At 70.0% G+C, this 25,856-nt stretch carries 23 protein-coding genes and 1 riboswitch; of the genes, 22 read left to right on the forward strand and 1 reads right to left on the reverse strand.

Features of this window, described 5'->3' with window-relative positions; genetic code table 11:
- The first annotated feature begins 189 nt into the window (after window positions 1-189).
- From OG241_RS45615 to OG241_RS45710, 20 genes are all read left to right on the forward strand, one after another.
- Window positions 190-2,034: a DUF5941 domain-containing protein gene (locus OG241_RS45615; RefSeq protein ID WP_405824453.1), complete on the forward strand. Its 1,845-nt coding sequence runs from the start codon at window positions 190-192 to the stop codon at window positions 2,032-2,034.
- Window positions 2,031-2,783, forward strand: a complete 753-nt coding sequence (locus tag OG241_RS45620) for a sugar phosphate nucleotidyltransferase (protein WP_405824455.1) — start codon at window positions 2,031-2,033, stop codon at window positions 2,781-2,783. The genes OG241_RS45615 and OG241_RS45620 overlap by 4 nt, the downstream gene beginning before the upstream one ends.
- Window positions 2,771-3,832 carry an iron-containing alcohol dehydrogenase family protein gene (locus OG241_RS45625; protein WP_405824457.1) on the forward strand — a complete coding sequence of 354 codons (1,062 nt, stop codon included), beginning with the start codon at window positions 2,771-2,773 and terminating at the stop codon, window positions 3,830-3,832. Before OG241_RS45620 ends, OG241_RS45625 begins: the two co-directional genes overlap by 13 nt.
- Complete coding sequence (locus tag OG241_RS45630) at window positions 3,810-4,592, forward strand: CDP-alcohol phosphatidyltransferase family protein (RefSeq protein WP_405824459.1); 783 nt, start codon at window positions 3,810-3,812, stop codon at window positions 4,590-4,592. Before OG241_RS45625 ends, OG241_RS45630 begins: the two co-directional genes overlap by 23 nt.
- A gap of 8 nt (window positions 4,593-4,600) precedes the next feature.
- Window positions 4,601-5,473 (forward strand): glycosyltransferase family 2 protein, encoded by an 873-nt coding sequence (locus tag OG241_RS45635; RefSeq protein WP_405826796.1) that lies wholly within the window; start codon window positions 4,601-4,603, stop codon window positions 5,471-5,473.
- A 99-nt stretch (window positions 5,474-5,572) separates the two neighbouring features.
- Window positions 5,573-6,502, forward strand: a complete 930-nt coding sequence (locus tag OG241_RS45640; RefSeq protein ID WP_405824461.1) for an ABC transporter permease — start codon at window positions 5,573-5,575, stop codon at window positions 6,500-6,502.
- Window positions 6,495-7,274, forward strand: coding sequence for an ABC transporter ATP-binding protein (locus tag OG241_RS45645; RefSeq protein WP_405824463.1), 780 nt, complete (start codon window positions 6,495-6,497; stop codon window positions 7,272-7,274). Before OG241_RS45640 ends, OG241_RS45645 begins: the two co-directional genes overlap by 8 nt.
- A 381-nt stretch (window positions 7,275-7,655) precedes the next feature.
- Window positions 7,656-8,558: a squalene synthase HpnC gene (gene hpnC / locus OG241_RS45650; protein ID WP_405824465.1), complete on the forward strand. Its 903-nt coding sequence runs from the start codon at window positions 7,656-7,658 to the stop codon at window positions 8,556-8,558.
- The gene (gene hpnD / locus OG241_RS45655) at window positions 8,555-9,505 is read left to right on the forward strand and encodes a presqualene diphosphate synthase HpnD (RefSeq protein ID WP_405824467.1); all 951 of its coding nucleotides are present in this window, start codon (window positions 8,555-8,557) and stop codon (window positions 9,503-9,505) included. Before hpnC ends, hpnD begins: the two co-directional genes overlap by 4 nt.
- Window positions 9,505-9,645, forward strand: coding sequence for a DUF6380 family protein (locus tag OG241_RS45660; protein ID WP_405824469.1), 141 nt, complete (start codon window positions 9,505-9,507; stop codon window positions 9,643-9,645). The genes hpnD and OG241_RS45660 overlap by 1 nt, the downstream gene beginning before the upstream one ends.
- Window positions 9,642-11,060 (forward strand): hydroxysqualene dehydroxylase HpnE, encoded by a 1,419-nt coding sequence (gene hpnE / locus OG241_RS45665; protein WP_405824471.1) that lies wholly within the window; start codon window positions 9,642-9,644, stop codon window positions 11,058-11,060. Before OG241_RS45660 ends, hpnE begins: the two co-directional genes overlap by 4 nt.
- A 62-nt stretch (window positions 11,061-11,122) precedes the next feature.
- On the forward strand, window positions 11,123-12,190 hold the full coding sequence (locus OG241_RS45670; RefSeq protein ID WP_405824473.1) for a polyprenyl synthetase family protein: 1,068 nt from the start codon (window positions 11,123-11,125) through the stop codon (window positions 12,188-12,190).
- Between the two features lie 119 nt (window positions 12,191-12,309).
- Window positions 12,310-14,301, forward strand: a complete 1,992-nt coding sequence (gene shc, locus OG241_RS45675; RefSeq protein ID WP_405824475.1) for a squalene--hopene cyclase — start codon at window positions 12,310-12,312, stop codon at window positions 14,299-14,301.
- Complete coding sequence (locus OG241_RS45680) at window positions 14,301-14,936, forward strand: 1-hydroxy-2-methyl-2-butenyl 4-diphosphate reductase (protein WP_405824477.1); 636 nt, start codon at window positions 14,301-14,303, stop codon at window positions 14,934-14,936. Before shc ends, OG241_RS45680 begins: the two co-directional genes overlap by 1 nt.
- A gap of 5 nt (window positions 14,937-14,941) precedes the next feature.
- Window positions 14,942-15,964, forward strand: a complete 1,023-nt coding sequence (gene hpnH, locus OG241_RS45685) for an adenosyl-hopene transferase HpnH (protein WP_405824479.1) — start codon at window positions 14,942-14,944, stop codon at window positions 15,962-15,964.
- 4 nt (window positions 15,965-15,968) lie between these two features.
- Complete coding sequence (ispG, locus tag OG241_RS45690; RefSeq protein ID WP_405824481.1) at window positions 15,969-17,126, forward strand: flavodoxin-dependent (E)-4-hydroxy-3-methylbut-2-enyl-diphosphate synthase; 1,158 nt, start codon at window positions 15,969-15,971, stop codon at window positions 17,124-17,126.
- Window positions 17,127-17,168: 42 nt separating this feature from the next.
- Window positions 17,169-19,091: a 1-deoxy-D-xylulose-5-phosphate synthase gene (gene dxs, locus OG241_RS45695; protein ID WP_405824483.1), complete on the forward strand. Its 1,923-nt coding sequence runs from the start codon at window positions 17,169-17,171 to the stop codon at window positions 19,089-19,091.
- Window positions 19,088-20,497, forward strand: coding sequence for an aspartate aminotransferase family protein (locus tag OG241_RS45700; protein ID WP_405824485.1), 1,410 nt, complete (start codon window positions 19,088-19,090; stop codon window positions 20,495-20,497). The genes dxs and OG241_RS45700 overlap by 4 nt, the downstream gene beginning before the upstream one ends.
- 65 nt (window positions 20,498-20,562) lie before the next feature.
- The gene (locus OG241_RS45705) at window positions 20,563-21,201 is read left to right on the forward strand and encodes a helix-turn-helix domain-containing protein (protein ID WP_405824487.1); all 639 of its coding nucleotides are present in this window, start codon (window positions 20,563-20,565) and stop codon (window positions 21,199-21,201) included.
- Complete coding sequence (locus OG241_RS45710) at window positions 21,198-21,320, forward strand: DUF6126 family protein (RefSeq protein WP_006377565.1); 123 nt, start codon at window positions 21,198-21,200, stop codon at window positions 21,318-21,320. Before OG241_RS45705 ends, OG241_RS45710 begins: the two co-directional genes overlap by 4 nt.
- Before the next feature lie 24 nt (window positions 21,321-21,344).
- Here the strand turns inward: OG241_RS45710 and OG241_RS45715 are convergent, their stop codons facing one another.
- Window positions 21,345-22,142, reverse strand: coding sequence for a tyrosine-protein phosphatase (locus OG241_RS45715; protein WP_405824490.1), 798 nt, complete (start codon window positions 22,140-22,142; stop codon window positions 21,345-21,347).
- A gap of 170 nt (window positions 22,143-22,312) precedes the next feature.
- Here OG241_RS45715 and OG241_RS45720 point away from each other — a divergent pair, with 170 nt between their 5' ends.
- Together OG241_RS45720 and OG241_RS45725 are read left to right on the forward strand one after the other, a co-directional pair.
- On the forward strand, window positions 22,313-24,406 hold the full coding sequence (locus OG241_RS45720; RefSeq protein WP_405826798.1) for an alpha-galactosidase: 2,094 nt from the start codon (window positions 22,313-22,315) through the stop codon (window positions 24,404-24,406).
- Window positions 24,407-24,709: 303 nt separating this feature from the next.
- A riboswitch (cyclic di-AMP (ydaO/yuaA leader) is annotated at window positions 24,710-24,867 on the forward strand.
- Between the two features lie 4 nt (window positions 24,868-24,871).
- Window positions 24,872-25,840 carry a peptidoglycan DD-metalloendopeptidase family protein gene (locus OG241_RS45725; RefSeq protein ID WP_405824492.1) on the forward strand — a complete coding sequence of 323 codons (969 nt, stop codon included), beginning with the start codon at window positions 24,872-24,874 and terminating at the stop codon, window positions 25,838-25,840.
- Window positions 25,841-25,856: the final 16 nt, after the last annotated feature.

Below are 25,856 nucleotides of genomic sequence, written 5' to 3' on the forward strand. Positions count from 1 at the left end.
GCCCATGACGACCGGGTCGCCGGTGGCCGCCGGTCCGCCGGAATCGGACCTTGAACAGCCGGTGAGCACGGGCGAGGCCCCATCCGATAGCCTCTGCCGACATGCTGCCCGGCCACCGTGGGTCAGGGTTCCCCCACCATCATGTACAGGACCGGCGTGCACGCGTCGGTGTCCAGGGAGTGAGTTCGGTTGCCGACCGCCATCCTCACGGGTCAGCCGGTTCCCGGATCGTCGATCGAGGGCGATCTGCGGTCCCTCGGCTTCGACGTGCGGAGCGCGACCGACGTCGCCGACACCGAGACCCTCCTCGCCGAGTCACCCTGTGACGAACGGGTCGCCGTCGTGGACGCCCGCTTCGTCGGCCACCTCCACGCGCTGCGCCTCGGCCTCACCGACCCCCGCTTCCCGCTCGCCGCGGTACCGGGCGCCCTGACGGCACAGCCCGGCCCCGGCCGCACCGCCCTGACCCGCGTACTGGCCCGGGAGATCTCCACGAGCGGCGACGCCCCGGCGAACCCCGGCACGGCCGGCCCCGCCGTCGCCGTGGACAGCCTCGCCGACCGCATCGCCCTCGCTCTGGACACGGACGGCCCCGGCGTCCACCGCCCCGCTCTGGGCAGTCTGACCGCCACCGTCCCCGCCGGCCCCGAGGCCCGCGACGAGGCACGGCAGGCTGTCGCCGCCGTCGACGACGAGGCCGTACGCCTGAAGTCGGCCGTGAAGTCCCGGGACGGCTTCTTCACCACCTTCTGCGTCAGCCCCTACTCCCGCTATCTGGCCCGCTGGTGCGCCCGCCGCGGACTCACCCCGAACCAGGTCACCACCGCCTCGCTGCTCACCGCGCTGATCGCGGCCGGCTCCGCGGCCACCGGCACCCGCGGCGGCTATGTCGTGGCAGGCGTGCTCCTCCTGGTCTCTTTCGTCCTGGACTGCACGGACGGCCAGCTCGCCCGCTACTCCCTCCAGTACTCGACGCTCGGCGCCTGGCTGGACGCCACCTTCGACCGCGCCAAGGAGTACGCCTTCTACGCGGGCCTCGCACTCGGGGCGGCACGCGGCGGCGACGACGTATGGGCACTGGCCCTCGGTGCGATGGTCCTCCAGAGCTGCCGGCACGTCGTCGACTTCGCCTTCAACGAGGCGAACGCCGGAGACCCGGCCGCGACGGCGAACACCAGTCCGACGGCCGCCCTCTCCGACCGTCTCGACGGCGTCGGCTGGACGGTCTGGGTGCGACGGATGATCGTCCTGCCGATCGGCGAGCGCTGGGCCCTGATCGCCGTCCTCACGGCCCTCACCACCCCTCGGGCCACCTTCACCGTGCTGCTCGTCGGCTGCGCCTTCGCGGCCACGTACACCACGGCGGGCCGCGTCCTGCGCTCACTCACCCGAAGGGCCCAGCGGACGGGACGGGCGACGCAGGCCCTGGCGGACCTCGCGGACAGCGGGCCCCTCGCCGAGCTCGTGGCACGTATTCCCGGGCGCAATCCCGGCGGTTCGCGCCTCCTCGTCGCGCTGGAAGGCACGGCGGTGCTGACCTTCGCCGTATCGGTGTGCTCCTACGGCAGCCCGATCCCCGCCGTCCTCACCGTGCTGTACGTGCTCTGCGCGGGCAGCGCGGTCGCCGCACCCCTCTCCGGCCGCCTCGACTGGCTCGTCCCCCCGCTCTTCCGGGCAGCCGAATACGGCACAGTTCTCCTTCTCGCGGGCAAAGCGGAGGTAAACGGAGCACTTCCCGCAGCTTTCGGCCTCGTGGCCGCCGTCGCCTACCATCACTACGACACGGTGTACCGCATCCGTGGCAACGCCGGAGCGCCCCCGCACTGGCTGGTACGGGCGAGCGGAGGGCACGAGGGCCGGACACTACTGGTCGTCGTACTGGCCGCGCTGCTCACCGCCTCGCAGTTCGTGGTCGCGCTCACGGTCCTCGCCGTGGCCGTGGCCCTGCTGGTGCTCGTCGAGAGCATCGGCTACTGGGTGACCGCCCACAAGGGCGGCGCCCCCGCCGTACACGACGAAGGAGTACCCGCATGATCGGCCTCGTGCTGGCGGCCGGCGCCGGAAGGCGTCTGCGCCCCTACACCGACAGCCTGCCCAAGGCTCTCGTGCCGGTCGGCCCCGCGGGCGACGAGGACGGCCCCACCGTCCTCGACCTCACCCTCGCCAACTTCGCCGAGATCGGCCTCACCGAGGCAGCGGTCATCGTCGGCTACCGCAAGGAAGCCGTGTACGAGCGGCAGACGGACCTGGAGAAGAAGTACGGGGTGAAGCTCACCCTCATCGACAACGACCGCGCCGAGGAGTGGAACAACGCCTACTCCCTCTGGTGCGGCCGGGACGTCCTCGCCGACGGGGTCATCCTCGCCAACGGCGACACCGTGCACCCCGTCTCCGTCGAGCGGACGCTGCTCGCCGCGCGCGGCGACGGGAAGCGCATCATCCTGGCCCTCGACACGGTGAAGGATCTCGCCGACGAGGAGATGAAGGTGATCGTGGACCCGGAGCTGGGCGTGCGGAAGATCACCAAGCTGATGGATCCGGCCGAGGCCACCGGCGAGTACATCGGCGTCACCCTCATCGAGGGCGCCGCCGCGGCCGACCTGGCCGACGCCCTGAAGACCGTGTGGGAGACCGACCCCCAGCAGTTCTACGAGCACGGTTACCAGGAACTGGTCGACCGTGGTTTCCGCATCGACGTGGCACCCATCGGCGAGGTCCCGTGGGTGGAGATAGACAACCACGACGATCTCGCCCGAGGACGGGAGATCGCGTGCCGGTACTGACGAGGCTGATCCCCTCGCCGGTCGTCGTCGACATCCGCCGGGGGGCCCTGGACCACCTGTCGGACGTGCTGTTCGACCAGCGGATCTCCCACTCCGGGAAGATCGCCGTCGCGGTCAGCGCCGGTTCCGGCGCCAAGCTGCGCGCCCGGCTCACCCCGGCGCTGCCGGGTGCCACCTGGTACGAGGTCGCCGGCGGAACCATCGACGACGCGATCCGGCTGGCCGACGCCATCAAGTCCGGCCACTACGACGCCGTGGTCGGCCTCGGCGGCGGCCGGATCATCGACTGCGCCAAGTTCGCCGCCGCCCGCGTCGGGCTGCCCCTCGTCGCGGTCGCCACCAACCTCGCGCACGACGGTCTCTGCTCCCCGGTCGCCACCCTCGACAACGACGCGGGGCGCGGCTCGTACGGCGTACCCAACCCGATCGCCGTCGTCATCGACCTCGATGTGATCCGCGAGGCCCCGGCACGGTTCGTGCGCTCCGGCATCGGCGACGCCATGTCGAACATCTCCGCGGTCGCTGACTGGGAGCTGGCCTGCCGGGTCAACGGCGAGAAGATCGACGGTCTCGCCGCCGCGATGGCCCGCCAGGCCGGAGAAGCCGTCCTGCGCCACCCCGGCGGGGTCGGCGACAACGCGTTCCTCCAGGTACTGGCCGAGGCCCTCGTCCTCACCGGTATCGCCATGTCGGTGTCGGGCGACTCCCGCCCGTCCTCCGGCGCCTGTCACGAGATCAACCACGCCTTCGACCTGCTGTACCCCAAGCGTGCCGCCAGCCACGGCGAACAGTGCGGCCTCGGCGCCGCCTTCGCCATGTACCTGCGGGGCGCGCACGAGGAGGCCGCGTACATGGCCGAGGTGCTGCGCCGGCACGGGCTGCCGGTGCTGCCGGAGGAGATCGGCTTCACCACGGACGAGTTCGTACGGGTCGTCGAGTACGCCCCGCAGACCAGACCCGGTCGCTACACGATCCTGGAACACCTCGACCTCACGAACGACCAGATCAAGGACACGTACGCGGACTATGTCAAGGCCATCGGTAGCTGAACTACGCCCCGTCGTCCACCCCGAAGGGGTGAAGGACCGGCGCAGCGGCGAGCACTGGGCGGGACGCCTCTACATGCGCGAGGTGTCCCTGCGGGTCGACCGCTACCTGGTGGACACCAGGATCACGCCCAACCAGCTCACGTACCTGATGGTCGTCGCGGGCGCCATGGCGGGCGCGGCACTCCTGGTGCCGGGCCTCACCGGCGCGGTCCTGGCCGCCGTACTGATGCAGCTGTACCTGCTCCTCGACTGCGTCGACGGGGAACTCGCCCGCTGGCGCAACCAGACCTCGATCACCGGCGTGTACCTCGACCGCGTCGGCCACTACCTCTCCGAGGCGGCCCTGCTGATCGGATTCGGGCTGCGCGGCGCCGACCTGTGGGACGGTTCGGGGAGCCCCGAGTGGCTGTGGGCGTTCCTCGGCACCCTGGCCGCGCTCGGCGCGATCCTGATCAAGGCGGAGACCGACCTGGTGGACGTGGCCCGGTCCCGCAGCGGTCTGGCCGCCGCCAAGGAGGAGCTGTCGGTGCCGCGCTCCGAGGGGCTCGCCCTGGCCCGCAAGGCCGCCGCCGCGCTCAAGTTCCACCGGCTGATCGGCGGCATCGAGGCGAGCCTGTTCATCCTCTTCGTGGCGGTCCTCGACGCCTTCGGCGGCGACCTGTTCTGGACCCGCCTGGGCATCGCGGTCCTGGCCGGCATCGCGATCCTGCAGACCGTGCTGCACCTCGTGTCCATCCTCGCGTCGAGCAGGTTGCGGTGAGTACCGGGATGAGAGTCGGCGCGGTGATCATCACCATGGGCAACCGCCCCGACGAACTGCGCGCCCTCGTCGACTCGATCGTCAAGCAGGAGGGCGACCCGGTCCAGGTCGTCGTGGTCGGCAACGGCGCACCCGTCCCGGACCTCCCCGAGGGCGTACGGAGCATCGAGCTGCCCGAGAACCTCGGCATCCCCGGCGGACGCAACGTCGGCATCGAGGCGTTCGGCCCGGCCGGCCGAGACGTCGACATCCTGATGTTCCTGGACGACGACGGCCTCCTCGGCCACCAGGACACCGCCGAACTGTGCCGCCGGGCCTTCACCGCCGACCCCCGCCTGGGCATCATCAGCTTCCGCATCGCCGACCCCGACACCGGCCTCACCCAGCGCCGCCACGTGCCCCGCCCGGGCACCACGGACCCGATGCGCAGCTCCCGCGTCACCAGCTTCCTCGGCGGCGCCAACGCCGTCCGCACGAAGGTCTTCGCCCAAGTGGGCATCCTCCCCGAGGAGTTCTTCTACGCCCATGAGGAGACCGACCTCGCCTGGCGGGCCCTCGACGCGGGCTGGATGATCGACTACCGGGCCGACATGCTGCTCTACCATCCGGCGACCGCGCCCTCGCGGCACGCGGTCTACCACCGCATGGTCGCCCGCAACCGCGTCTGGCTGGCCCGCCGCAACCTCCCCGCCCCCCTGGTTCCGGTCTACCTGGGGGACTGGCTGCTCCTCACACTTCTCCGCCGACCCTCCCGCCCGGCGCTCAGAGCCTGGTGGGGCGGGTTCAAGGAGGGGCTGACCACCCCGTGCGGACCCCGCCGGCCCATCCGGTGGCGTACGGTGTGGCGGCTGACCCGACTGGGCCGCCCCCCAGTGATCTGACAAGCTCTCCATGAGAGCCCCGCGGGCCGGTCGGACCATGGACCCGGCTCGCGCTCTGTCCCGTTCAGCTGCGCATATTGAAGACGAAAGTTTCCATTTGTGAGTGAGACAACGCATGACGGCGGTGTCGCTGTGAGCGACCGACCGTCACCCGACGACGGCCTCTCCGCGGCCGAACTCGCCGCGAAGTACGGGCTCGCCGTGAGCGGCGCCCGCCCCCGACTCGTCGAGTACGTCCGCCAGCTCTGGGGACGGCGTCACTTCATCCTGGCCTTCTCGCAGGCGAAACTGACCGCCCAGTACAGCCAGGCCAAACTCGGCCAGCTGTGGCAGGTGGCCACACCGCTGCTGAACGCGGCCGTGTACTTCTTCATCTTCGGCGTGATCCTCAAAGCCGACCGAGGCATGCCCCGCGAGGTGTACATCCCCTTCCTCGTCACGGGCGTCTTCGTGTTCACCTTCACGCAGAGCTCGGTGATGGCGGGCGTCCGCGCGATCTCCGGGAACCTCGGTCTGGTGCGCGCCCTGCACTTCCCGCGCGCCGCCCTGCCGGTCTCCTTCGCGCTGCAACAGCTCCAGCAGCTGCTCTTCTCGATGCTCGTGCTGTTCGTGGTCTCGATCGGCTTCGGCAGCTACCCCAAGGCGTCCTGGCTGCTGATCGTCCCGGCGCTGGCACTCCAGTTCCTGTTCAACACCGGCCTCGCGCTGATCATGGCCCGGTGGGGCTCGGCGACCCCGGACCTCGCCCAGCTGATGCCGTTCGTGATGCGTACGTGGATGTACGCGTCCGGCGTGATGTTCTCCATCCCGGTCATGCTCGCCGACAAACCCCAGTGGGTCGCCGACGCCCTGCAGTGGAACCCGGCCGCCATCTACATGGACCTGATGCGCTTCGCGCTCATCGACGGCTACGGCCCGGAGAACCTGCCGCCGCACGTCTGGGCGGTCGCCGGCGCCTGGGCCGCGCTCTTCGCCGTCGGCGGATTCGTGTACTTCTGGCAGTCGGAGGAGAGGTACGGCCGTGGCTGACCCGATTCCCGGGGCCAAGATCCCCACAGTCATCGCGGACGAACTCCACATCGTCTACCGCGTCAACGGCGCCAAGACCGGCAAGGGCAGCGCCACTTCCGCCCTCAGCCGCATCATCAAGCGCGGCGACTCCCCGGGCGTGCGCAAGGTGCACGCCGTACGGGGCGTCTCGTTCGTCTCCTACCGGGGTGAGGCCGTCGGTCTGATCGGCTCCAACGGCTCCGGCAAGTCGACCCTGCTGCGCGCCATCGCCGGTCTGCTCCCCGCCGAGAGCGGCTACGTGTACACGGACGGGCAGCCCTCCCTCCTCGGCGTCAACGCCGCCCTGATGAACGACCTCACGGGCGAACGGAACGTCATATTGGGTGGCCTCGCGATGGGTATGTCCCGCGAGGAGATCAAGGAGCGCTACCAGCAGATCGTCGACTTCTCCGGCATCAACGAGAAGGGCGACTTCATCACCCTGCCGATGCGCACCTACTCCTCGGGTATGGCGGCGCGGCTGCGGTTCTCCATCGCCGCCGCCAAGGACCATGACGTACTGATGATCGACGAGGCCCTGGCCACCGGCGACCGGTCCTTCCAGAAGCGTTCCGAGGACCGGATCCGCGAGCTGCGCAAGCACGCCGGCACGGTGTTCCTCGTCAGTCACAACAACAAGTCCATCCGCGACACCTGCGACCGCGTCCTGTGGCTGGAACGCGGCGAACTGCGCATGGACGGGCCGACGGACGAGGTCCTCAAGGAGTACGAGAAGTTCACCGGCAAGTAGCCGGGCGGTGAACCGGTGATCAACCGGGCGAATCGGGGCCCCGCCGGAACTGTTCCGGCGGGGCCCCGCGTCTGCAAAGGAAACGTCAACTCCGAGGCGTCCTAGGAATCTTGACGCCAATCGGTGCGTTCTTGTGATGCGCGGGACACCCCGACGGACCATGGCGCGTTGTACAACGTAAGCTGTACCAGTGCTGAATCGCGGCAAGTGGGGCGATAACACGCGACACCCGGCATAGGACCGCCGCGTGGACGGCTGGGCGGCGTGTCCGAAATAGTGCCCATTGGGTCCGCAGTGTAGAACGGGAGATGTGACGGCGATGGCTACGGAAACTCCCCAGCTCCCCACAGCGTGCGCCGTCCCCGCCCCGGGCAGCGAACAGTGACGGCAACCGGTCCCACGCGGACCGACGATCCGGCGCGCGGCACACTCGACAAGGCCGCGGACGAGAACTTCCCCGTGGCACCGTTCTTCCTGCCCAAGGCCTGGCGCACCGATCTCATGGCCGTCTACGGCTTCGCCCGCCTGGTCGACGACATCGGCGACGGCGATCTGGCCCCCGGTGGCGCCGACGCCCGTCTGCTGGGCGTCGCCCCCGCGGAGGCCGACGACCGGCTCGTCCTCCTCGACGCGTTCGAGGCCGACCTGCGCAGGGTCTTCGACGGCACCCCGCGCCACCCCCTGCTGCGCCGGCTGCAGCCGACCGTCCGAGGCCGTTCGCTCACCCCCGAACCTTTCCTCGGCCTGATCGCCGCCAACCGCCAGGACCAGCTGGTCAAGCGGTACAAGACGTACGACGACCTCGTCGCCTACTGCGAGCTGTCCGCCAATCCCGTCGGCCGCCTCGTCCTCGCCGTCACCGGCACCGCGACGCCCGAGCGGATCCGCCGCTCCGACGCCGTGTGCACCGCCCTCCAGATCGTCGAGCACCTCCAGGACGTCGCCGAGGACCTCGGCCGCGACCGGATCTATCTGCCCGCCCAGGACCTGAAGCGCTTCGATGTCCAGGAGACGGACCTCGCCGCCCCCACCGCGGGCGCGTCGGTGCGCGCACTGATCGCATACGAAGCGGAACGCGCGCGCCGCCTCCTGAATGAAGGCACCCCCCTCGTGGGTAGCGTCCACGGCAGGCTGAAGCTGCTGCTCGCGGGTTTCGTGGCGGGGGGAAAGGCGGCGATCCAGGCGATCGCCGCCGCCGAATACGACGTACTTCCCGGCCCGCCCAAGCCCGGCAGGATCCAGCTGCTGCGTGAGGTGGGCACAACCCTGCGAGGAGAGGGGTGATCCGGAGCGTGGAGTCGGAACCACACGTGTCCGCACCGGTACTCGCCGCCTACAGCTACTGCGAGTCCATCACCGGGCAGCAGGCCCGCAACTTCGCCTACGGCATCAGACTGCTGCCGACGTCGAAGCGGCGCGCGATGTCGGCCCTGTACGCGTTCTCGCGCCGCGTCGACGACATCGGTGACGGCCCGCTGGCCCCCGAGGTCAAGGCGGCACGGCTGGAGGACACCAGAGCCCTGCTCGCCCGGGTGCGTGAGGGCGCGGTCGACGAGGACGACACCGACCCGGTCGCGGTCGCCCTCAGCCACGCGGGGACACAGTTCCCGATCCCGCTCGGCGGCCTCGACGAACTCATCGACGGCGTCGTGATGGACGTCCACGGCGAGACGTACGAGACCTGGGACGACCTGAAGGTCTACTGCCGCTGTGTGGCCGGGGCCATCGGACGGCTGTCCCTGGGCGTGTTCGGTACGGAACGGGGCGCGCGCGGCTCTGAACGCGCCTTCGAGTACGCCGACACGCTGGGGCTCGCCCTCCAGCTCACCAACATCCTGCGGGACATCCGCGAGGACGCCGACAGCGGGCGGACCTATCTGCCCGCCGACGACCTCGCCAAGTTCGGCTGCTCGGCCGGGTTCAGCGGTCCGAACCCGCCGGAGGGCTCCGACTTCGCGGGCCTCGTCCACTTCGAAGTACGGCGCGCCCGCACCCTGTTCGCCGAGGGCTACCGTCTGCTGCCCATGCTCGACCGGCGCAGCGGCGCCTGTGTCGCCGCCATGGCCGGCATCTACCGACGGCTCCTCGACCGCATCGAGCGCGAGCCGGAGGCCGTGCTGCGCGGCCGGGTCTCCCTGCCCGGACGCGAGAAGGCGTACGTCGCGGTGCGCGGTCTGTCCGGCCTGGACGCCCGGCACGTCTCCCGGCGGACCGTCAGGAGGCGGGCCTGATGGACGATTCGGTCCAACGTGACGCGCCCGCGGCGAACCGGCGCGCAACCCTCCGGTCGGGGACGGCGTCCCTGACTTCAACGGCCTGCCGCGCGGCGTTCGTCCGGCGCGACGGGTGTGCAGGGGGGAGTGCGCGATGAGCGGGAGCACCCGGCCCGGGGAACATCCGGGACACCGCGGTGAGAAGAGCGCAGTGGTGGTCGGCGGTGGGCTGGCAGGTATCACCGCGGCACTCTCGCTCGCCGACGCCGGTGTCCGTGTCACGCTGCTCGAAGGCCGGCCACGTCTCGGCGGCCTCGCCTTCTCCTTCCAGCGCGGCGGACTGACCGTCGACAACGGGCAGCACGTGTACCTGCGCTGCTGCACCGCCTACCGCTGGTTCCTCGACCGCATCGACGCCGCCGCGCTCGCACCCGTGCAGGCCCGTCTCGACGTACCTGTCGTCGACGTGGCGAGGCCGGCCGGCCGGCGCCTGGGCAGACTCCGGCGCGACGCGCTGCCCGTACCCCTGCATCTCGGGCGCAGCCTGGCCACCTATCCGCATCTCTCGCTCGCAGAGCGCGCCTCAGTGGGACGCGCCGCGCTCGCGCTCAAGGCGCTGGACCTCGCCGACCCGGCGCTGGACGCGCAGAACTTCGGCAGCTGGCTGGCCGCGCACGGTCAGTCGCCGCGTGCCGTCGAGGCACTGTGGGACCTGGTGGGGGTCGCCACCCTCAACGCGGTGGCCGGGGACTCGTCCCTGGGGCTCGCCGCGATGGTGTTCAAGACCGGTCTGCTGTCCGACCCGGGCGCGGCCGACATCGGCTGGGCGCGTGTCCCGCTGGGCGAACTGCACGACACTCTGGCCCGCAAGGCGCTCGACTCCGCGGGCGTGCGTACCGAAGTCCGTACACGCGTCACCTCCGTCCGACACAACGAGAACGGCCGCTGGACCGTATCGGTTCCCGGCGAGACCCTCGACGTGGACGCCGTCGTCCTCGCCGTGGCCCAGCGCGAGGCCCACGAACTGCTGCCGGAGGGTGCGCTGGACGCCCCCGAACGGCTGCTGGAGATCGGCACCGCGCCCATCCTCAACGTGCATGTGGTGTACGACCGGAAGGTGCTGAACACGCCGTTCGTCGCGGCGCTCGGCAGTCCGGTGCAGTGGGTCTTCGACCGGACCGAGGCGTCCGGACTCGATGGCGACGGCCAGTATCTGGCGCTGTCGCAGTCGGCCGCGCACGACGAGATCGACGAGCCCGTGGCGGCGCTGCGCGAGCGGTATCTGCCGGAGCTGGAGCGGCTGTTGCCCCGCGCGCGGGGCGCCGCCGTACGGGACTTCTTCGTCACCCGGGAGCGGACAGCGACGTTCGCCCCCACCCCCGGCGTCGGTCGGCTGCGGCCGGGCGCCCGCACCAACGCCCCCGGCCTGTACCTGGCCGGCTCGTGGACCGCCACCGGGTGGCCCGCGACCATGGAGAGTGCGGTCCGCAGCGGAGTCGGTGCGGCAGGTGCCGCGCTGAGTGCCCTGGGCCGGCCCCGCCACCATCTCTTCGATGTCGAGGAGGCGGCCTGATGCTCGACCATCGGCACACGGCAGGTCCCCGCACCCCCAGCACCGCAACAAGAGGAGAGACTGTGCCCACTGTGCCCCCGGCCCCGAAAGCCGCCGACGCCGTGGATGTGACCGTGCTTCTGGAGCGCGGCCGGACCCTGGCCACCCCGGTACTGCGGGCGGCGATCAACCGTCTCGCGGCACCCATGGACACCGTCTCCGCCTACCACTTCGGCTGGATCGACGCCCAGGGCAGGCCTGCGGAGGGCGACGGCGGCAAGGCAGTACGTCCCGCGCTCGCCGTGCTGTCCGCCGAGGTCACCGGCGCCGCACCCGAGGTCGGCATCCCCGGCGCGGTCGCCGTCGAACTCGTGCACAACTTCTCGCTGCTGCACGACGACCTGATGGACGGCGACGAACAGCGCCGCCACCGCGACACCGTCTGGAAGGTGCACGGTCCCGCCCAGGCCATCCTGGTCGGCGACGCCCTGTTCGCGCTGGCCAACGAGATCCTCCTGGAACTGGGCACCGTCGAGGCCGGCCGCGCCACCCGCCGGCTGACCACCGCGACCCGGGCCCTCATCGACGGCCAGGCGCAGGACATCTCCTACGAGCACCGCGACCGCGTGAGCGTCGAGGAGTGCCTGGAGATGGAGGGCAACAAGACCGGCGCCCTGCTCGCCTGCGCCAGCTCCATCGGCGCGGTCCTCGGCGGCGCGGACGACCGCACCGCCGACACCCTCGAGAAGTACGGCTACCACCTCGGCCTGGCCTTCCAGGCCGTCGACGACCTCCTCGGCATCTGGGGCGACCCGGAGGCCACCGGCAAGCAGACGTGGAGCGATCTGCGTCAGCGCAAGAAGTCCCTGCCCGTGGTCGCCGCTCTCGCGGCGAGCGGCCCGGCCGCCGAGCGGCTCGGTGAACTGCTCGCCGCCGACGCGAAGAGCAGCGACTTCGAGAACTTCTCCGAGGAGGAGTTCGCCGCTCGCGCCGCCCTGATCGAGCAGGCGGGCGGCCGGGAATGGACCGCCGGGGAGGCGCGCCGGCAGCACACCATCGCCGTCGACGCACTGAGCGCCATCGACATGCCCGACCGGGTGCGCGCGCAGTTCACGGCGCTCGCCGACTTCGTCGTCGTACGAAAGAGATGATCACTATCGGTCGAATAAGCCTCGCGTAGTCGCCGGCCGGCGTCGCGTTCAGTGGCGCACCGGCCGACGGCGGACCCAATCAGCAGAGACATTGACACTCACTGCACGAAGGGGAAGCCATGACAGCGACGACCGACGGAAGCACCGGGGCACTGCCGCCTCGCGCTGCCTCGGCCAGCGACACCGACACCAACACCCCAGTGGCGGCAGGGGTTCAGGATGCCGCCGAGCGTGCCATGAGGCGCGCCACGGATTCCCTGCTCGCGCGGCAGGACGCCCAGGGCTGGTGGAAGGGCGACCTCCAGACCAACGTGACGATGGACGCGGAGGATCTGCTGCTCCGTCAGTTCCTGGGCATCCGCGACGAACAGACCACCCGGGCGGCCGCGTTGTTCATCCGCGGCGAGCAGAGCGACGACGGCACCTGGGCCACCTTCCACGGGGGACCCGCCGACCTCTCCGCCACCGTCGAGGCGTACGTCGCCCTGCGGCTGGCCGGGGACGCACCCGAGGCGCCGCACATGGCGAGGGCGTCCGCCTGGATCCGTGACCGGGGTGGCATCGCCGCCGCTCGGGTCTTCACCCGGATCTGGCTGGCCCTGTTCGGCTGGTGGAAGTGGGACGACCTCCCCGAACTCCCGCCGGAACTCATCTACTTCCCGAAGTGGATGCCGCTCAACATCTACGACTTCGGCTGCTGGGCCCGGCAGACCATCGTGCCGCTCACCATCGTCAGCGCGAAGCGGCCGGTCCGCCCGGCGCCGTTCCCGCTCGACGAGCTGCACACCGACCCCGACCTGCCGAACCCCGGCAAGTCCTTTGCGCCGCTGGCCAGTTGGGACGGCGCGTTCCAGCGTCTCGACAGGGTCCTGCACGGCTACCGCAAGGTCGCGGTGCGCCGGCTGCGCAAGGCGGCCATGAACGCCGCCGCCCGCTGGATCATCGAGCGCCAGGAGAACGACGGGTGCTGGGGAGGCATCCAGCCGCCCGCCGTCTACTCGGTGATCGCCCTTCACCTGCTCGGCTACGACCTCGAACACCCGGTCATGCGGGCGGGGTTGGAGTCCCTGGACCGCTTCACGGTGTGGCGTGAGGACGGCGCCCGGATGATCGAGGCCTGCCAGTCGCCGGTGTGGGACACCTGCCTCGCCGTCATCGCCCTCGCCGACGCGGGCCTGCCCGCCGACCACCCCCAACTCGTCAAGGCGGCCGACTGGATGCTCGGCGAGCAGGTGGTCCGGCCCGGCGACTGGTCCGTACGCCGGCCCGAACTGCCCCCGGGCGGCTGGGCGTTCGAGTTCCACAACGACAACTACCCCGACATCGACGACACCGCCGAGGTCGTCCTGGCCCTGCGCCGCGTCCGGCACCACGATCCGGAGCGGGTCGAGAAGGCCATCGGTCGCGGGGTGCGCTGGAACCTCGGAATGCAGTCGAAGAACGGCGCGTGGGGCGCCTTCGACGTCGACAACACCAGCACGCTCCCCAACAAGCTGCCGTTCTGCGACTTCGGGGAGGTCATCGACCCGCCGTCCGCCGACGTCACCGCGCATGTCGTGGAGATGCTCGCCGTCGAGGGCATGTCCCACGATCCGCGCACCCGGCGCGGCATCGAGTGGCTGCTCGCCGAACAGGAGCCGGGCGGCGCGTGGTTCGGCCGCTGGGGCGTCAACTACGTCTACGGCACCGGCTCGGTGGTGCCCGCGCTGACCGCCGCCGGCCTGCCCGCCGCGCACCCGGCGATCCGGCGCGCGGTGGGCTGGCTGGAGAAGGTCCAGAACGACGACGGCGGCTGGGGCGAGGATCTGCGCTCCTACCAGGACAGTGCGGGCTGGAGCGGTCGGGGCGCCTCGACCCCGTCCCAGACGGCCTGGGCCCTGCTCGCCCTGCTGGCAGCGGGGGAGCACGACTCGAAGGCCGTCGAGCGAGGTGTCGAGTGGCTGGCCGCGACCCAGCTGCCGGACGGCTCCTGGGACGAGCCGTACTTCACCGGCACCGGCTTCCCCTGGGACTTCTCCATCAACTACCACCTCTACCGCCTGGTCTTCCCGCTCACCGCCCTCGGCCGGTACGTCAACGGAGAGCCCTTCGCAGACGTCAAGGGGGACTGATGGACGCTCAGCCCGAGCCGGCCCCGCTGCTGATCGCCTGCGCGCTCGGCATCGAACGGCTCGCCCTGCGCCGGGGCGGGCGCGGCGACGCGGCCGTGACCGTGCTGCGCACGGGAATGGGTCCCGAGGCGGCCTCGGAGGCCGTCACCCGGGCCCTCGCCGGCCCGGCGCTGCGCGACGCCGCCGTGCTGGCCACCGGATTCTGCGCGGGGCTGGCCCCCGGTATGCACCCCGGTGACCTGGTGGTCGCCGAGGAGACCCGGGGCCCGGGCGGCGTCACGCCCTGTGTCGGCACCGAACTGCTCGTCAAGGAACTGGTGCGCGCCGTACCCGGGCGGACGGTGCACACCGGCCCGCTCACCGGCTCCGATCACGTCGTGCGTGGTCACGAACGGTCGCAGCTGCTCGCGACCGGCGCAATCGCGGTCGACATGGAGTCGGCGGCCACGCTCCACAGCGCCGTACGCACAGGCGTGCGCCCCGTTGCGGCCGTACGGGTGGTCGTGGACGCTCCAGAACATGAACTCGTCCGGATCGGCACACTTCGCGGTGGAATATCGGCCTTCCGCGTCCTTCGTTCGATCCTTCCCGCTTTTGTCGAATGGCACCGTTCCTTGCTGCTCCCCAGGAGGTGAGTCAGATGGCCATGCCGCTCCGCCAGACCATCAAGATCGCTACGTATTTGGCTGAACAGAAGATCCGCAAGCGGGACAAGTTCCCGCTGATCGTCGAACTCGAACCGCTCTACGCCTGCAACCTCAAGTGCGAGGGCTGCGGCAAGATCCAGCACCCGGCCGGTGTGCTCAAGCAGCGCATGCCGGTCGCCCAGGCCGTCGGGGCGGTGCTCGAATCCGGGGCCCCGATGGTGTCCATCGCGGGCGGCGAACCCCTGATGCACCCTCATATCGACGAGATCGTGCGGCAGTTGGTGGCGAAGAAGAAGTACGTCTTCCTCTGCACCAACGCCATGCTGCTGCGCAAGAAGATGGACAAGTTCACCCCCTCGCCGTACTTCGCGTTCGCCGTCCACATCGACGGCCTGCGCGAGCGGCACGACGAGTCCGTGGCGAAGGAGGGGGTGTTCGACGAGGCGGTGGCCGCCATCAAGGAGGCCAAGAAGCGCGGTTTCCGCGTCACCACCAACTCGACCTTCTTCAACACCGACACCCCGCAGACCATCATCGAGGTGCTCAACTTCCTCAACGACGACCTCCAGGTCGACGAGATGATGATCTCGCCTGCCTACGCCTACGAGAAGGCACCCGACCAGGAGCACTTCCTCGGCGTCGAGCAGACCCGCGAGCTGTTCAAGAAGGCTTTCGGGGGCGGCAACCGTCGACGCTGGCGGCTCAACCACTCCCCGCTCTTCCTGGACTTCCTGGAGGGCAAGGTCGACTTCCCGTGCACGGCGTGGGCGATCCCGAACTACTCGCTGTTCGGCTGGCAGAAGCCCTGCTACCTGATGAGCGACGGGTACGTGACGACGTACAAGGACCTCATCGAGAAGACCGACTGGGACTCCTACGGCCGCGGCAAGGACGACCGGTGCGCCAACTGCATGGCGCACTGCGGCTACGAGCCGACGGCCGTCATGGCCACCATGGGGTCCCTCAAGGAGTCCCTGCGCGCCATGCGTGAGACCGTCGCCGGAAACAGGGAGTGACGTCGTGACCGCCGTCTCCTTGGGCGTTCCCGAGGTACCGGTCCGTCCGATCGCCGATCGCCGGGTCTCCCGGCGGATCGAGGTCGGGCCGGTGGTGGTCGGGGGCGGGGCCCCGGTGTCGGTGCAGTCGATGACGACGACACGTACGTCGGACATCGGCGCCACGCTCCAGCAGATCGCCGAACTCACCGCGTCCGGCTGCCAGATCGTGCGGGTGGCGTGCCCCACGCAGGACGACGCGGACGCGCTGGCGACCATCGCGCGCAAGTCGCAGATCCCGGTGATCGCCGACATCCACTTCCAGCCGAAGTACGTGTTCGCCGCGATCGAGGCCGGCTGCGCGGCCGTTCGCGTCAATCCCGGCAACATCAAGCAGTTCGACGACAAGGTGAGGGAGATCGCCCGGGCGGCCAACGATCACGGCACGCCGATCCGGATCGGCGTCAACGCCGGTTCGCTGGACCGCCGACTCCTCCAGAAGTACGGGAAGGCGACACCGGAGGCGCTCGTGGAGTCGGCGCTGTGGGAGGCGTCGCTCTTCGAGGAGCACGGCTTCCGGGACATCAAGATCTCGGTCAAGCACAACGACCCGGTGATCATGGTCAACGCCTACCGGCTGCTCGCCGAACGGTGCGACTACCCGCTCCACCTGGGCGTCACCGAGGCCGGTCCGGCTTTCCAGGGGACCATCAAGTCCGCTGTCGCCTTCGGGGCGTTGCTGAGCGAGGGCATCGGGGACACCATCCGGGTCTCGCTGTCGGCGCCGCCGGTCGAGGAGGTCAAGGTCGGCATCCAGATCCTGGAATCGCTGAACCTGCGGCAACGGCGGCTGGAGATCGTGTCCTGTCCGTCCTGTGGGCGGGCCCAGGTCGACGTCTACAAGCTCGCCGACCAGGTCACGGCAGGCCTTGAGGGCATGGAGGTGCCCCTGCGTGTCGCGGTCATGGGCTGCGTGGTGAACGGCCCCGGCGAGGCCCGCGAGGCCGACCTCGGCGTCGCCTCCGGCAACGGCAAGGGCCAGATCTTCGTGAAGGGCGAGGTCATCAAGACCGTCCCCGAGTCGAAGATCGTGGAGACCCTGATCGAGGAGGCGATGAAGATCGCCGAACAGATGGAGCAGGACGGCGTCGCGTCGGGCGAACCGGCGGTCACCGTGAGCTGAACAGCACGGCCTGAAGCGTACGGAAGAGAAGGGGGCCCGAGCGTGACGATTCTGGAGAACATCCGGGGACCACGCGACCTGAAGGCGCTGTCCGAGACGGAACTCGGTGAACTGTCCGACGAGATACGGGAGTTCCTGGTGCACGCGGTGGCCAGGACGGGCGGCCATCTCGGGCCCAACCTGGGAGTGGTGGAACTGACCGTCGCGCTCCACCGGGTCTTCGAGTCACCGGTCGACCGCATCCTGTGGGACACCGGGCATCAGAGCTACGTCCACAAACTTCTGACAGGGCGTCAGGACTTCTCGAAGCTGCGCGGCAAGGGCGGCCTGTCCGGCTATCCCTCGCGTGCGGAGTCCGAGCACGACGTCATCGAGAACAGCCACGCGTCCACCGCGCTCGGCTGGGCCGACGGGCTCGCCAAGGCCCGCCAGGTACAGGGCGAGAAGGGGCATGTCGTCGCGGTCATCGGTGACGGCGCGCTCACCGGCGGGATGGCCTGGGAGGCGCTCAACAACATCGCGGCGGCCAAGGACCGGCCCCTGATCATCGTCGTCAACGACAACGAACGCTCCTACTCGCCCACCATCGGCGGTCTCGCCAACCACCTTGCGACCCTGCGCACGACGGACAGCTACGAGCAGGTGCTGGCCTGGGGCAAGGGCGTACTGCTGCGTACACCTGTCATCGGCAACACCCTCTACGAGTCGCTGCACGGCGCGAAGAAGGGATTCAAGGACGCCTTCAATCCGCAGGGCATGTTCGAGGACCTCGGCCTGAAGTACGTCGGTCCCATCGACGGGCACGACATCGGGGCGGTGGAGTCCGCGCTGCGGCGCGCGAAGCGGTTCCACGGGCCCGTGCTCGTCCACTGCCTCACGGAGAAGGGGCGCGGCTACGAACCCGCGCGCTCGCACGAGGAGGACCACTTCCACACCGTCGGGGTGATGGACCCGCTCACCTGCGAACCGCTCGCCCCTTCCAACGGCCCTTCCTGGACCTCGGTGTTCGGCGACGAGATCGTCCGGATCGGGGAGGAACGGGACGACGTCGTCGCCATCACGGCGGCCATGCTGCATCCCGTGGGCCTTGGCAGGTTCGCGGAGCGGTTCCCCGACCGGGTGTGGGACGTCGGGATCGCCGAGCAGCACGCGGCGGTGTCGGCGGCGGGCCTCGCCACCGGAGGTCTGCATCCCGTCGTCGCCGTCTACGCCACCTTCCTCAACCGCGCCTTCGACCAACTGCTGATGGACGTCGCACTGCACCGGTGCGGGGTGACGTTCGTGCTGGACCGCGCCGGAGTCACGGGAGTCGACGGGGCGTCGCACAACGGTATGTGGGACATGTCCATCCTTCAGGTCGTGCCCGGCCTGAGAATCGCCGCACCGCGCGACGCCGACCAGCTCCGCGCCCAGCTGCGGGAGGCGGTGGCCGTCGACGACGCGCCCACGCTGATCCGGTTCCCCAAGGAGTCGGTGGGGCCGGCGATCGAGGCGGTCGGCCATGTGGGCGGGATGCATGTGCTGCACCGGTCGGAGGAGGCAGCCGACGTGCTGTTGGTGGCCGTCGGCGTGATGGCTCCGGTGTGCTTGCAGGCCGCCGACCTTCTGGCCGCGCGTGGCATCAACTGCACGGTCGTGGACCCGCGTTGGGTCAAGCCCGTCGACCCCGCGCTGCCGGGCCTGGCCGCCGAGCACCGCATGGTGGCCGTCGTCGAGGACAACAGCCGTGCGTCCGGGGTCGGGGCCGCCGTGGCGCTGGCACTGGGAGACGCCGAAGTCGACGTGCCCGTACGGCGGTTCGGCATACCGGAGCAGTTCCTCGCGCACGGCAAGCGCGGCGAGCTGCTCGCCGACATCGGTCTCACACCCGTCGAGATCGCCGGACGCATCGGCGCCGGGCTGGCCGCCAAGGAAGAGCTGTCCCAGCGTAAGCACAAGGGGACGTCCAAGGAGAAACAGGAATGACAACCGCTGAACCCGGTTCCCCGGCGGGGGAGTTCGATCTCGGCGCCCTGCTCGCCGAGCGCGGCGCCGAACGCTACGAGCTGCACGCCAGGCATCTCAACCACCAGCTCCCGCGCATGCTGCACACCATCGGCTTCGACAAGGTCTACGAGCGGGCCGAGGGCGCGTACTTCTGGGACGCGGACGGCAACGACTACCTCGACATGCTGGCCGGGTTCGGGGTGATGGGCCTCGGCCGCCATCACCCCGTCGTCCGCAAGGCGCTGCACGACGTCCTCGACGCCCGGCTCGCCGACCTCACCCGCTTCGACTGCCCGCCGCTGCCCGGGCTGCTCGCGGAGCGGCTCCTCACCCACAGTCCGCACCTGGACCGGGTGTTCTTCGGCAACAGCGGCACCGAGGCGGTGGAGACCGCGCTCAAGTTCGCCCGGTACGCCACCGGGAAGCCGCGCGTCCTGTACTGCACGCACGCCTTCCACGGCCTGACCACCGGGTCGCTGTCGGTCAACGGCGAGGACGGTTTCCGGGACGGCTTCGCCCCGCTGCTGCCCGACACCGCCGTCCCCCTCGGTGATCTCGACGCCCTGGCAAGGGAGTTGAAGAAGGGCGACGTGGCCGCCCTGATCGTCGAGCCGATCCAGGGCAAGGGCGTGCACGAGACACCCCCCGGATATCTGCGCGCCGCCCAGGAGTTGCTGCACAGGCACAAGGCACTGCTCATCGCGGACGAGGTGCAGACCGGTCTCGGGCGGACCGGCGACTTCTACGCCTACCAGCACGAGGACGGGGTCGAGCCCGACCTGGTGTGCGTGGCGAAGGCGCTGTCCGGCGGATACGTGCCCGTGGGCGCCACGATCGGCAAGGAGTGGATCTTCAAGAAGGTCTACTCGTCGATCGACCGCGTCCTCGTGCACTCGGCCAGCTTCGGCGGCAACGCCCAGGCCATGGCGGCGGGCCTCGCCGTGCTGTCGGTCATGGAGAACGAGCAGATCGTGGCGGGCGCCCGGGCCACGGGGGACCAGCTGAGGTCCCGGCTGGCGGCGCTCGTCGACAAGTACGAGCTGCTGGCCGACGTACGTGGCCGGGGCCTGATGATCGGCATCGAGTTCGGGAAGCCCAAGTCGCTGAAGCTGCGCAGCCGCTGGACGATGCTGCAGGCCGCGCGCAAGGGGCTGTTCGCGCAGATGGTCGTCGTACCGCTGCTGCAACGGCACCGGATCCTGACCCAGGTCTCCGGCGATCACCTGGAGGTGATCAAGCTGATTCCGCCGCTGGTCGTCGGCGAGAGGGAGGTGGACCGGTTCGTGGACGCCTTCACCGCCGTGATGGACGACGCGCACAGCGGGAGCGGGCTGATGTGGGACTTCGGGAAGACGCTGGTCAAGCAGGCGGTGGCCAACAGGTAGGCCTCGTTTTTGCCTCTGGGGCAATAAATTTGCCCCAGAGGCAAGGGTGCGGCTGAATGGAGGGCATGAGCTTTCCCGCCGAACCCCTGCGGACGCCCGGGGCTGACACCGGGTCGGTCGAGGACCTACCCATTCTCGCACCGCAACTGCGTGTGCTGCGCCGCCGGGCCTCCCTCACCCTGGAGGCCGCGGCCAGGGCAGCCGGGCTGTCGCCGGCCCATCTCTCCCGCCTGGAGACCGGGCAGCGTCAGCCCTCCCTGCCGATGCTGCTGGGGCTCGCCCGTATCTACGGCACGACGGTTTCCGAACTCCTCGGCGAGACCGTCGCCGACCGGGACGCCATTGTGCGTGCCGCGGACATGGAGCCCACGGCCGCGGGCGGCTGGTCCTACTGGCAGGCCGGTGCGTCCGGACGCGGAATGCAGGCCCTGCGCGTCCATGTGCCGCACGGGGCGCAGGGCGACATCGTGCGCGTCCACCCCGGTGAGGAGTGGCTGTACGTCCTCACGGGGCGGCTGCGGCTGAGCCTCGGGGACACCACGCACGTCCTCGCAGCCGGCGACAGCGCGCACTTCGACTCGCTGACCCCGCACCGCCTCGCCGCCGACGGCCGGGACGGCACCGACCTGCTCTTCGTCCACACCCTGCTGCAGAGCCCCACCGCCGGCCTCTGCATCGGCCCTACCACCGGAGTGACGCCATGACGGACATGGAGGAGAAGTTCCCCCGGGCCCTGTGGGTCCGGCTGATCATCTACATCGCGGTCGGGCACCTCTTCGCCGGCTTCATCTACCTGCTGTTCGAGGTGGGCGCGAAGCAGTAGCGGCCACGGACGGCGGGTTCGGCCTCAGTCGAGGAACCGCTCCCGCAGCCGTTCCCGCACCTCAGGGGTGAGGCCGAGACCCTGCTCCAGATAGCCGTCGACGCTTCCCCAGGTCTCCTCGACCATCTCCATGGCCGCCGTCAGATACTCGGGGCGGGTGCCGAAGAGCGGGTTGAGGAGTTCCAGGACCTCGGGGCTGTAGGCCTTGGCCTCGGAGCCGCTCCGGCGCACCTTGTACCGGCGGTGCGCCGCGTTCGACTCCATGTAGTCGGCCACGATGGCCTCGCGCTCCACGCCGACGGCGAGCAGCGTCACCGCGATGGACAGGCCCGCGCGGTCCTTGCCGGCCGCGCAGTGCATCAGGGCCGGGACGCTGTCCTCGGCCAGCGCGTGAAGCATCCGGGAGTGCTCGGCCGTGCGGTCCCTGACGATCTCGCGGTAGGAGTTGATCATCCGCTGCTCACCCTTGCCGTCGGCCAGCAGGCTGCGCAGTTCGTCCAGATCGCCCTCCCGGACCATCTTCCAGAACTCCGCGCCGTGCGCCGGGTCGGACAGCGGGATGTTCACATTGCGCACGCCCGGTAGCTCGACGTCCGGCCCCTCCAGCTTGATGTCCGCCGCGTTGCGGAAGTCGAAGATCGTGTGCAGCCCGAGAGAACCGAGAAACGCCGCGTCCTCGTCGGTCGCGTGCGCGAGATGACCGCTGCGGAACAGCCGTCCGGGCGCCACACGCCGGCCGTCCACCGTCGGGAGCCCGCCCACGTCACGGAAGTTGCGTACGCCGCCCAGCTCGGGCTCGGTCGACGGGACCTGCTGCGTCACGGGGGCTCCCCTCCCACACCGCCCCGCGGACGCTGCTCGTCGACGGGCGCGCTTCGACGATACGACATGGGTGAGCAGGCCAATGAGTTTTCCACAGGCGTTGCCGTCGGCCGCCGTGGCGCTGATGATGTTGATGCTTGAGCGTGCCTGTTCGGATCTGTGGGGACATGATGCTGGAAATTGCCGGAACCGGTCGTACGTGGCTCCTCTCGGGGCCCACGAGCAGCTACGCCGTCCATCTCACCGAGGACGACGAACTGCTCCATCTGCACTGGGGCCCGAGGATCGCCCTCGCGGACGCCGAGGCGCTCGCCGTCCGTCCGCTGCCGGACTACTGGCCCTTCGAGGCCCCGCTGGACGGCCATGAGGAGTACCCGGTCGAGGGCGGCCCCCGCTTCGTACGGCCCGCGCTGTCCGTCCGGAGCGACGAGCGCCGGGGCACCGAGTGGCGCTTCGAGGCGTACGAGACCGAGGGCGGCGACGACGGGGACGAACTGCGGCTTCGGTTCCGTGACGCGGGGCTGGCGATCACGCTCCACTACCGGATGCGCCACGACGTGGTGGAGCGCTGGGTGACCCTCGCCCATGACGCGCCCGAGGGAGCCGGCCCGCTGGAGCTGCTCCGTGCGGACTCCGCCACCTGGACGCTTCCCGAGCGCGACGGCTGGCGCCTCTCCCAGCTCCATGGACGCTGGGCCGCCGAGTCCCGTCTCGTGCGGACGGACCTCACCTACGGTGAGAAGGTCATCGGCAGCCGGCGCGGCCACACCGGGCACCATCACCTGCCCTGGGTGGCGCTCGACACCGACGCGACCGAGGAGCAGGGCGAGGTGTACGCGTGCGCGCTCGGCTGGTCCGGCTCCTGGCGGATCGCCGTCGCCCAGCTGCCCGACGCGCGTGTGCAGATCACCGGCGGCGCCGGATACGACGACTCCGGCCTGCTGCGCCTGGCGGCGGGCGAGTCCTTCACCACGCCCGTCTTCGCGGGGCTGTGGACCGACTCGGGGCACGGCGGGGCGAGCCGGGCGTGGCACACGTACCAGCGCGCGTTCGTCGTCCCCGACGCGGACCGGGACCGGCCCGTGCTCTACAACTCCTGGGAGGCCACGGAGTTCGACATCTCCGAGGAGCAGCAGGGGACGCTGGCCCGGCGGGCCGCCGCGATCGGTGTCGAGCTGTTCGTCGTGGACGACGGCTGGTTCGGGGCCCGGACCAGCGACCGGGCCGGTCTCGGTGACTGGACGCCGAACCCGGACCGCTTCCCGGCGGGTGTCAAACCGCTCGCCGAGTACGTGCAGGCCCTGGGTATGCGGTTCGGCATCTGGGTCGAGCCGGAGATGGTCAACCCCGACAGTGACCTGTACCGCGCGCACCCCGACTGGGTGCAGTTTCAGCAGGGACGGAAGCGGACGGAGTTTCGCAATCAACTCGTCCTGAACCTCGCCCGTGAGGATGTCCGCGAGTACCTCTGGGAGCAGCTCGACGGGCTGCTCTCCAGTGCCCCGATCGACTATGTGAAGTGGGACTTCAACCGTTGCTTCACCGACGCCGGCTGGCCCGGCGAGGACTACCCCCAGCGGCTGTGGGTCGACCACGTGCACGGGCTGTACGCCCTGCTGGACCGGTTGCGGGCGGCCCACCCCACGGTGGCCTTCGAGTCCTGCTCCGGTGGCGGCGGCCGGATCGACCTGGGGGTCCTCGCCCGTACGGACCAGGTGTGGACCTCCGACAACACCGACCCGCTGGACCGCCTCGCCATCCAGGAGGGCTTCAGCCAGATCCATCCGGCGCGGGTCATGGCCGCCTGGGTCACGGACAGCCCGAACACCCAGCTCAACGGCCGGGTCAGCTCGTTGCGCTTCCGGTTCGTGAGTGCGATGGCCGGGGTGCTCGGCGTCGGCGGCGACCTCGCCCGGTGGACGGAGGAGGAGCTGACCGAGGCCGGGGAGTGGGTGGGGCTCTACAAGGAGATCCGGCCCGTCGTACAGCGCGGCGACCTCTACCGGCTGCGGCGGCCGACCGGTGGACTGAGCGCGGTGCAGTACGTGCTCGGGGACGAGACCGTCGTCCTCGCCTGGCTCCAGGCGCAGCACCACGGTGAGCCGCTTCCGGCGCTGCGGCTGCGCGGGCTCGACCCGTCGGCGACGTATGAATGCCGCGAAACGGGCGAAATCCACAGAGGGGCCGTGCTGTTGCATCGCGGCCTGCGAACCGGGCTGAAGGGTGACCTCGATGCGGCAGTTTTCCGACTGCGTCGCATCTGACACTTCTGTCCGTTATGGCGCCTTAATTACAACTCGCCGGGAAATGGGGGTTGCTGTGAATCGGGCGCGTGAGCAGGGTCATATTCGTGACGGTGTGTCGCCGTCATGTTCACGTAATTTCGGCGTGATTAAAGGAAGTTCAAGGGGCTGAAAGATCCGGAATTCACGGACAGTGACCGGGAATTCCGGGGAGGATCACAGGAAACCCGTACACAGGGAACCTGAAGCTTGTTTCCGTGCGTCTTGGTCGCTTACGTTCGCCACCAATCCGGACGGACGCCCAATCCTGCCGCCGCCCGGAGCCCCCATCGAACACCCGAGTACGGCAGGAGCGGGGGACCCACAGGTAGAACGCCTGTTCCGGTCTCTGGAACAGGCTTGGGGTTAAGTCACGTTCAGGCGTGGCCGGACATCTCCAGTCCGCACCCGACAGCTCACCTCGCAGGCGACGGAGAGGAATTCGTCATGCCCGCGAAGGGTAAGCACCGCCGTCCGAAGTCCCAGCGATTCACTCGCTCGATAGCCGTCGCCGGAACCGGCGGAGCGGCTCTCGCCCTGCCGTTGCTGGGAGCCACCGGCGCCCATGCGGCCACGGCGGAGTCCACGACTCAGGCTGTTCAGTCGCTTTCGGAATCAGCCAAGTCCGTAACGGCCGATTCCGTTTCCGTGCACACGGCAAAGACCGAAAAGGCTGCCGCAGCGAAGAAGTCGGGCGTCAGGACCTACGCGGTCCGGTCCGGCGACTACCTCTCGAAGATCGCCCATGAGGAGAGCGTCAGCGGTGGCTGGCAGAAGCTCTACTCGGACAACCGGACCGCCATCGGCGCCGACCCGAGCCTGATCCACCCCGGTCTGAAGCTGACGATCGGCAAGAAGGCCGCGTCGACCTCGTCGTCCGCCGTGGAGTCCTCGTCCTCCTCGAAGTCCACGCGGAAGACGGAGTCCAAGCCTGCCGCCGAGAGCGCGACGGCCGACACCTCCACGACGACCGAGGCCGCCGACACCAGTAGCTCCAGCAGTTCCAGCGGCTTCACCCTTCCCGTGACCGGCGCCACCATCGGCACCGGTTACCACGTGGCGGGCAGCATGTGGTCCAGCGGCTACCACACGGGCGTCGACTTCGTCGTCCCGACCGGCACCTCCCTCAAGGCGGTCGGCGCCGGCACCGTCGTCTCCGCCGGCTGGGGCGGCGCGTACGGCAACCAGGTCGTCATCAAGCTCGCCGACGGCTACTACGCCCAGTACGGCCACCTCTCCCAGCTCTCCGTCTCGGCCGGCCAGACCGTGAGCGAGGGGCAGCAGATCGGTCTCTCCGGCGCCACGGGCAACGTGACCGGACCGCACCTGCACTTCGAGATCCGCACCACTCCGGACTACGGATCCGACATCGACCCGGTCGGCTACCTCCGCTCGAAGGGTGTCGCCGTCGGCTGACGCGCACCTCGTGCAC

Origin of the sequence: Streptomyces sp. NBC_01390 (genome assembly GCF_045040105.1) — a bacterium.
Taxonomy (GTDB): Bacteria; Actinomycetota; Actinomycetes; order Streptomycetales; family Streptomycetaceae; genus Streptomyces.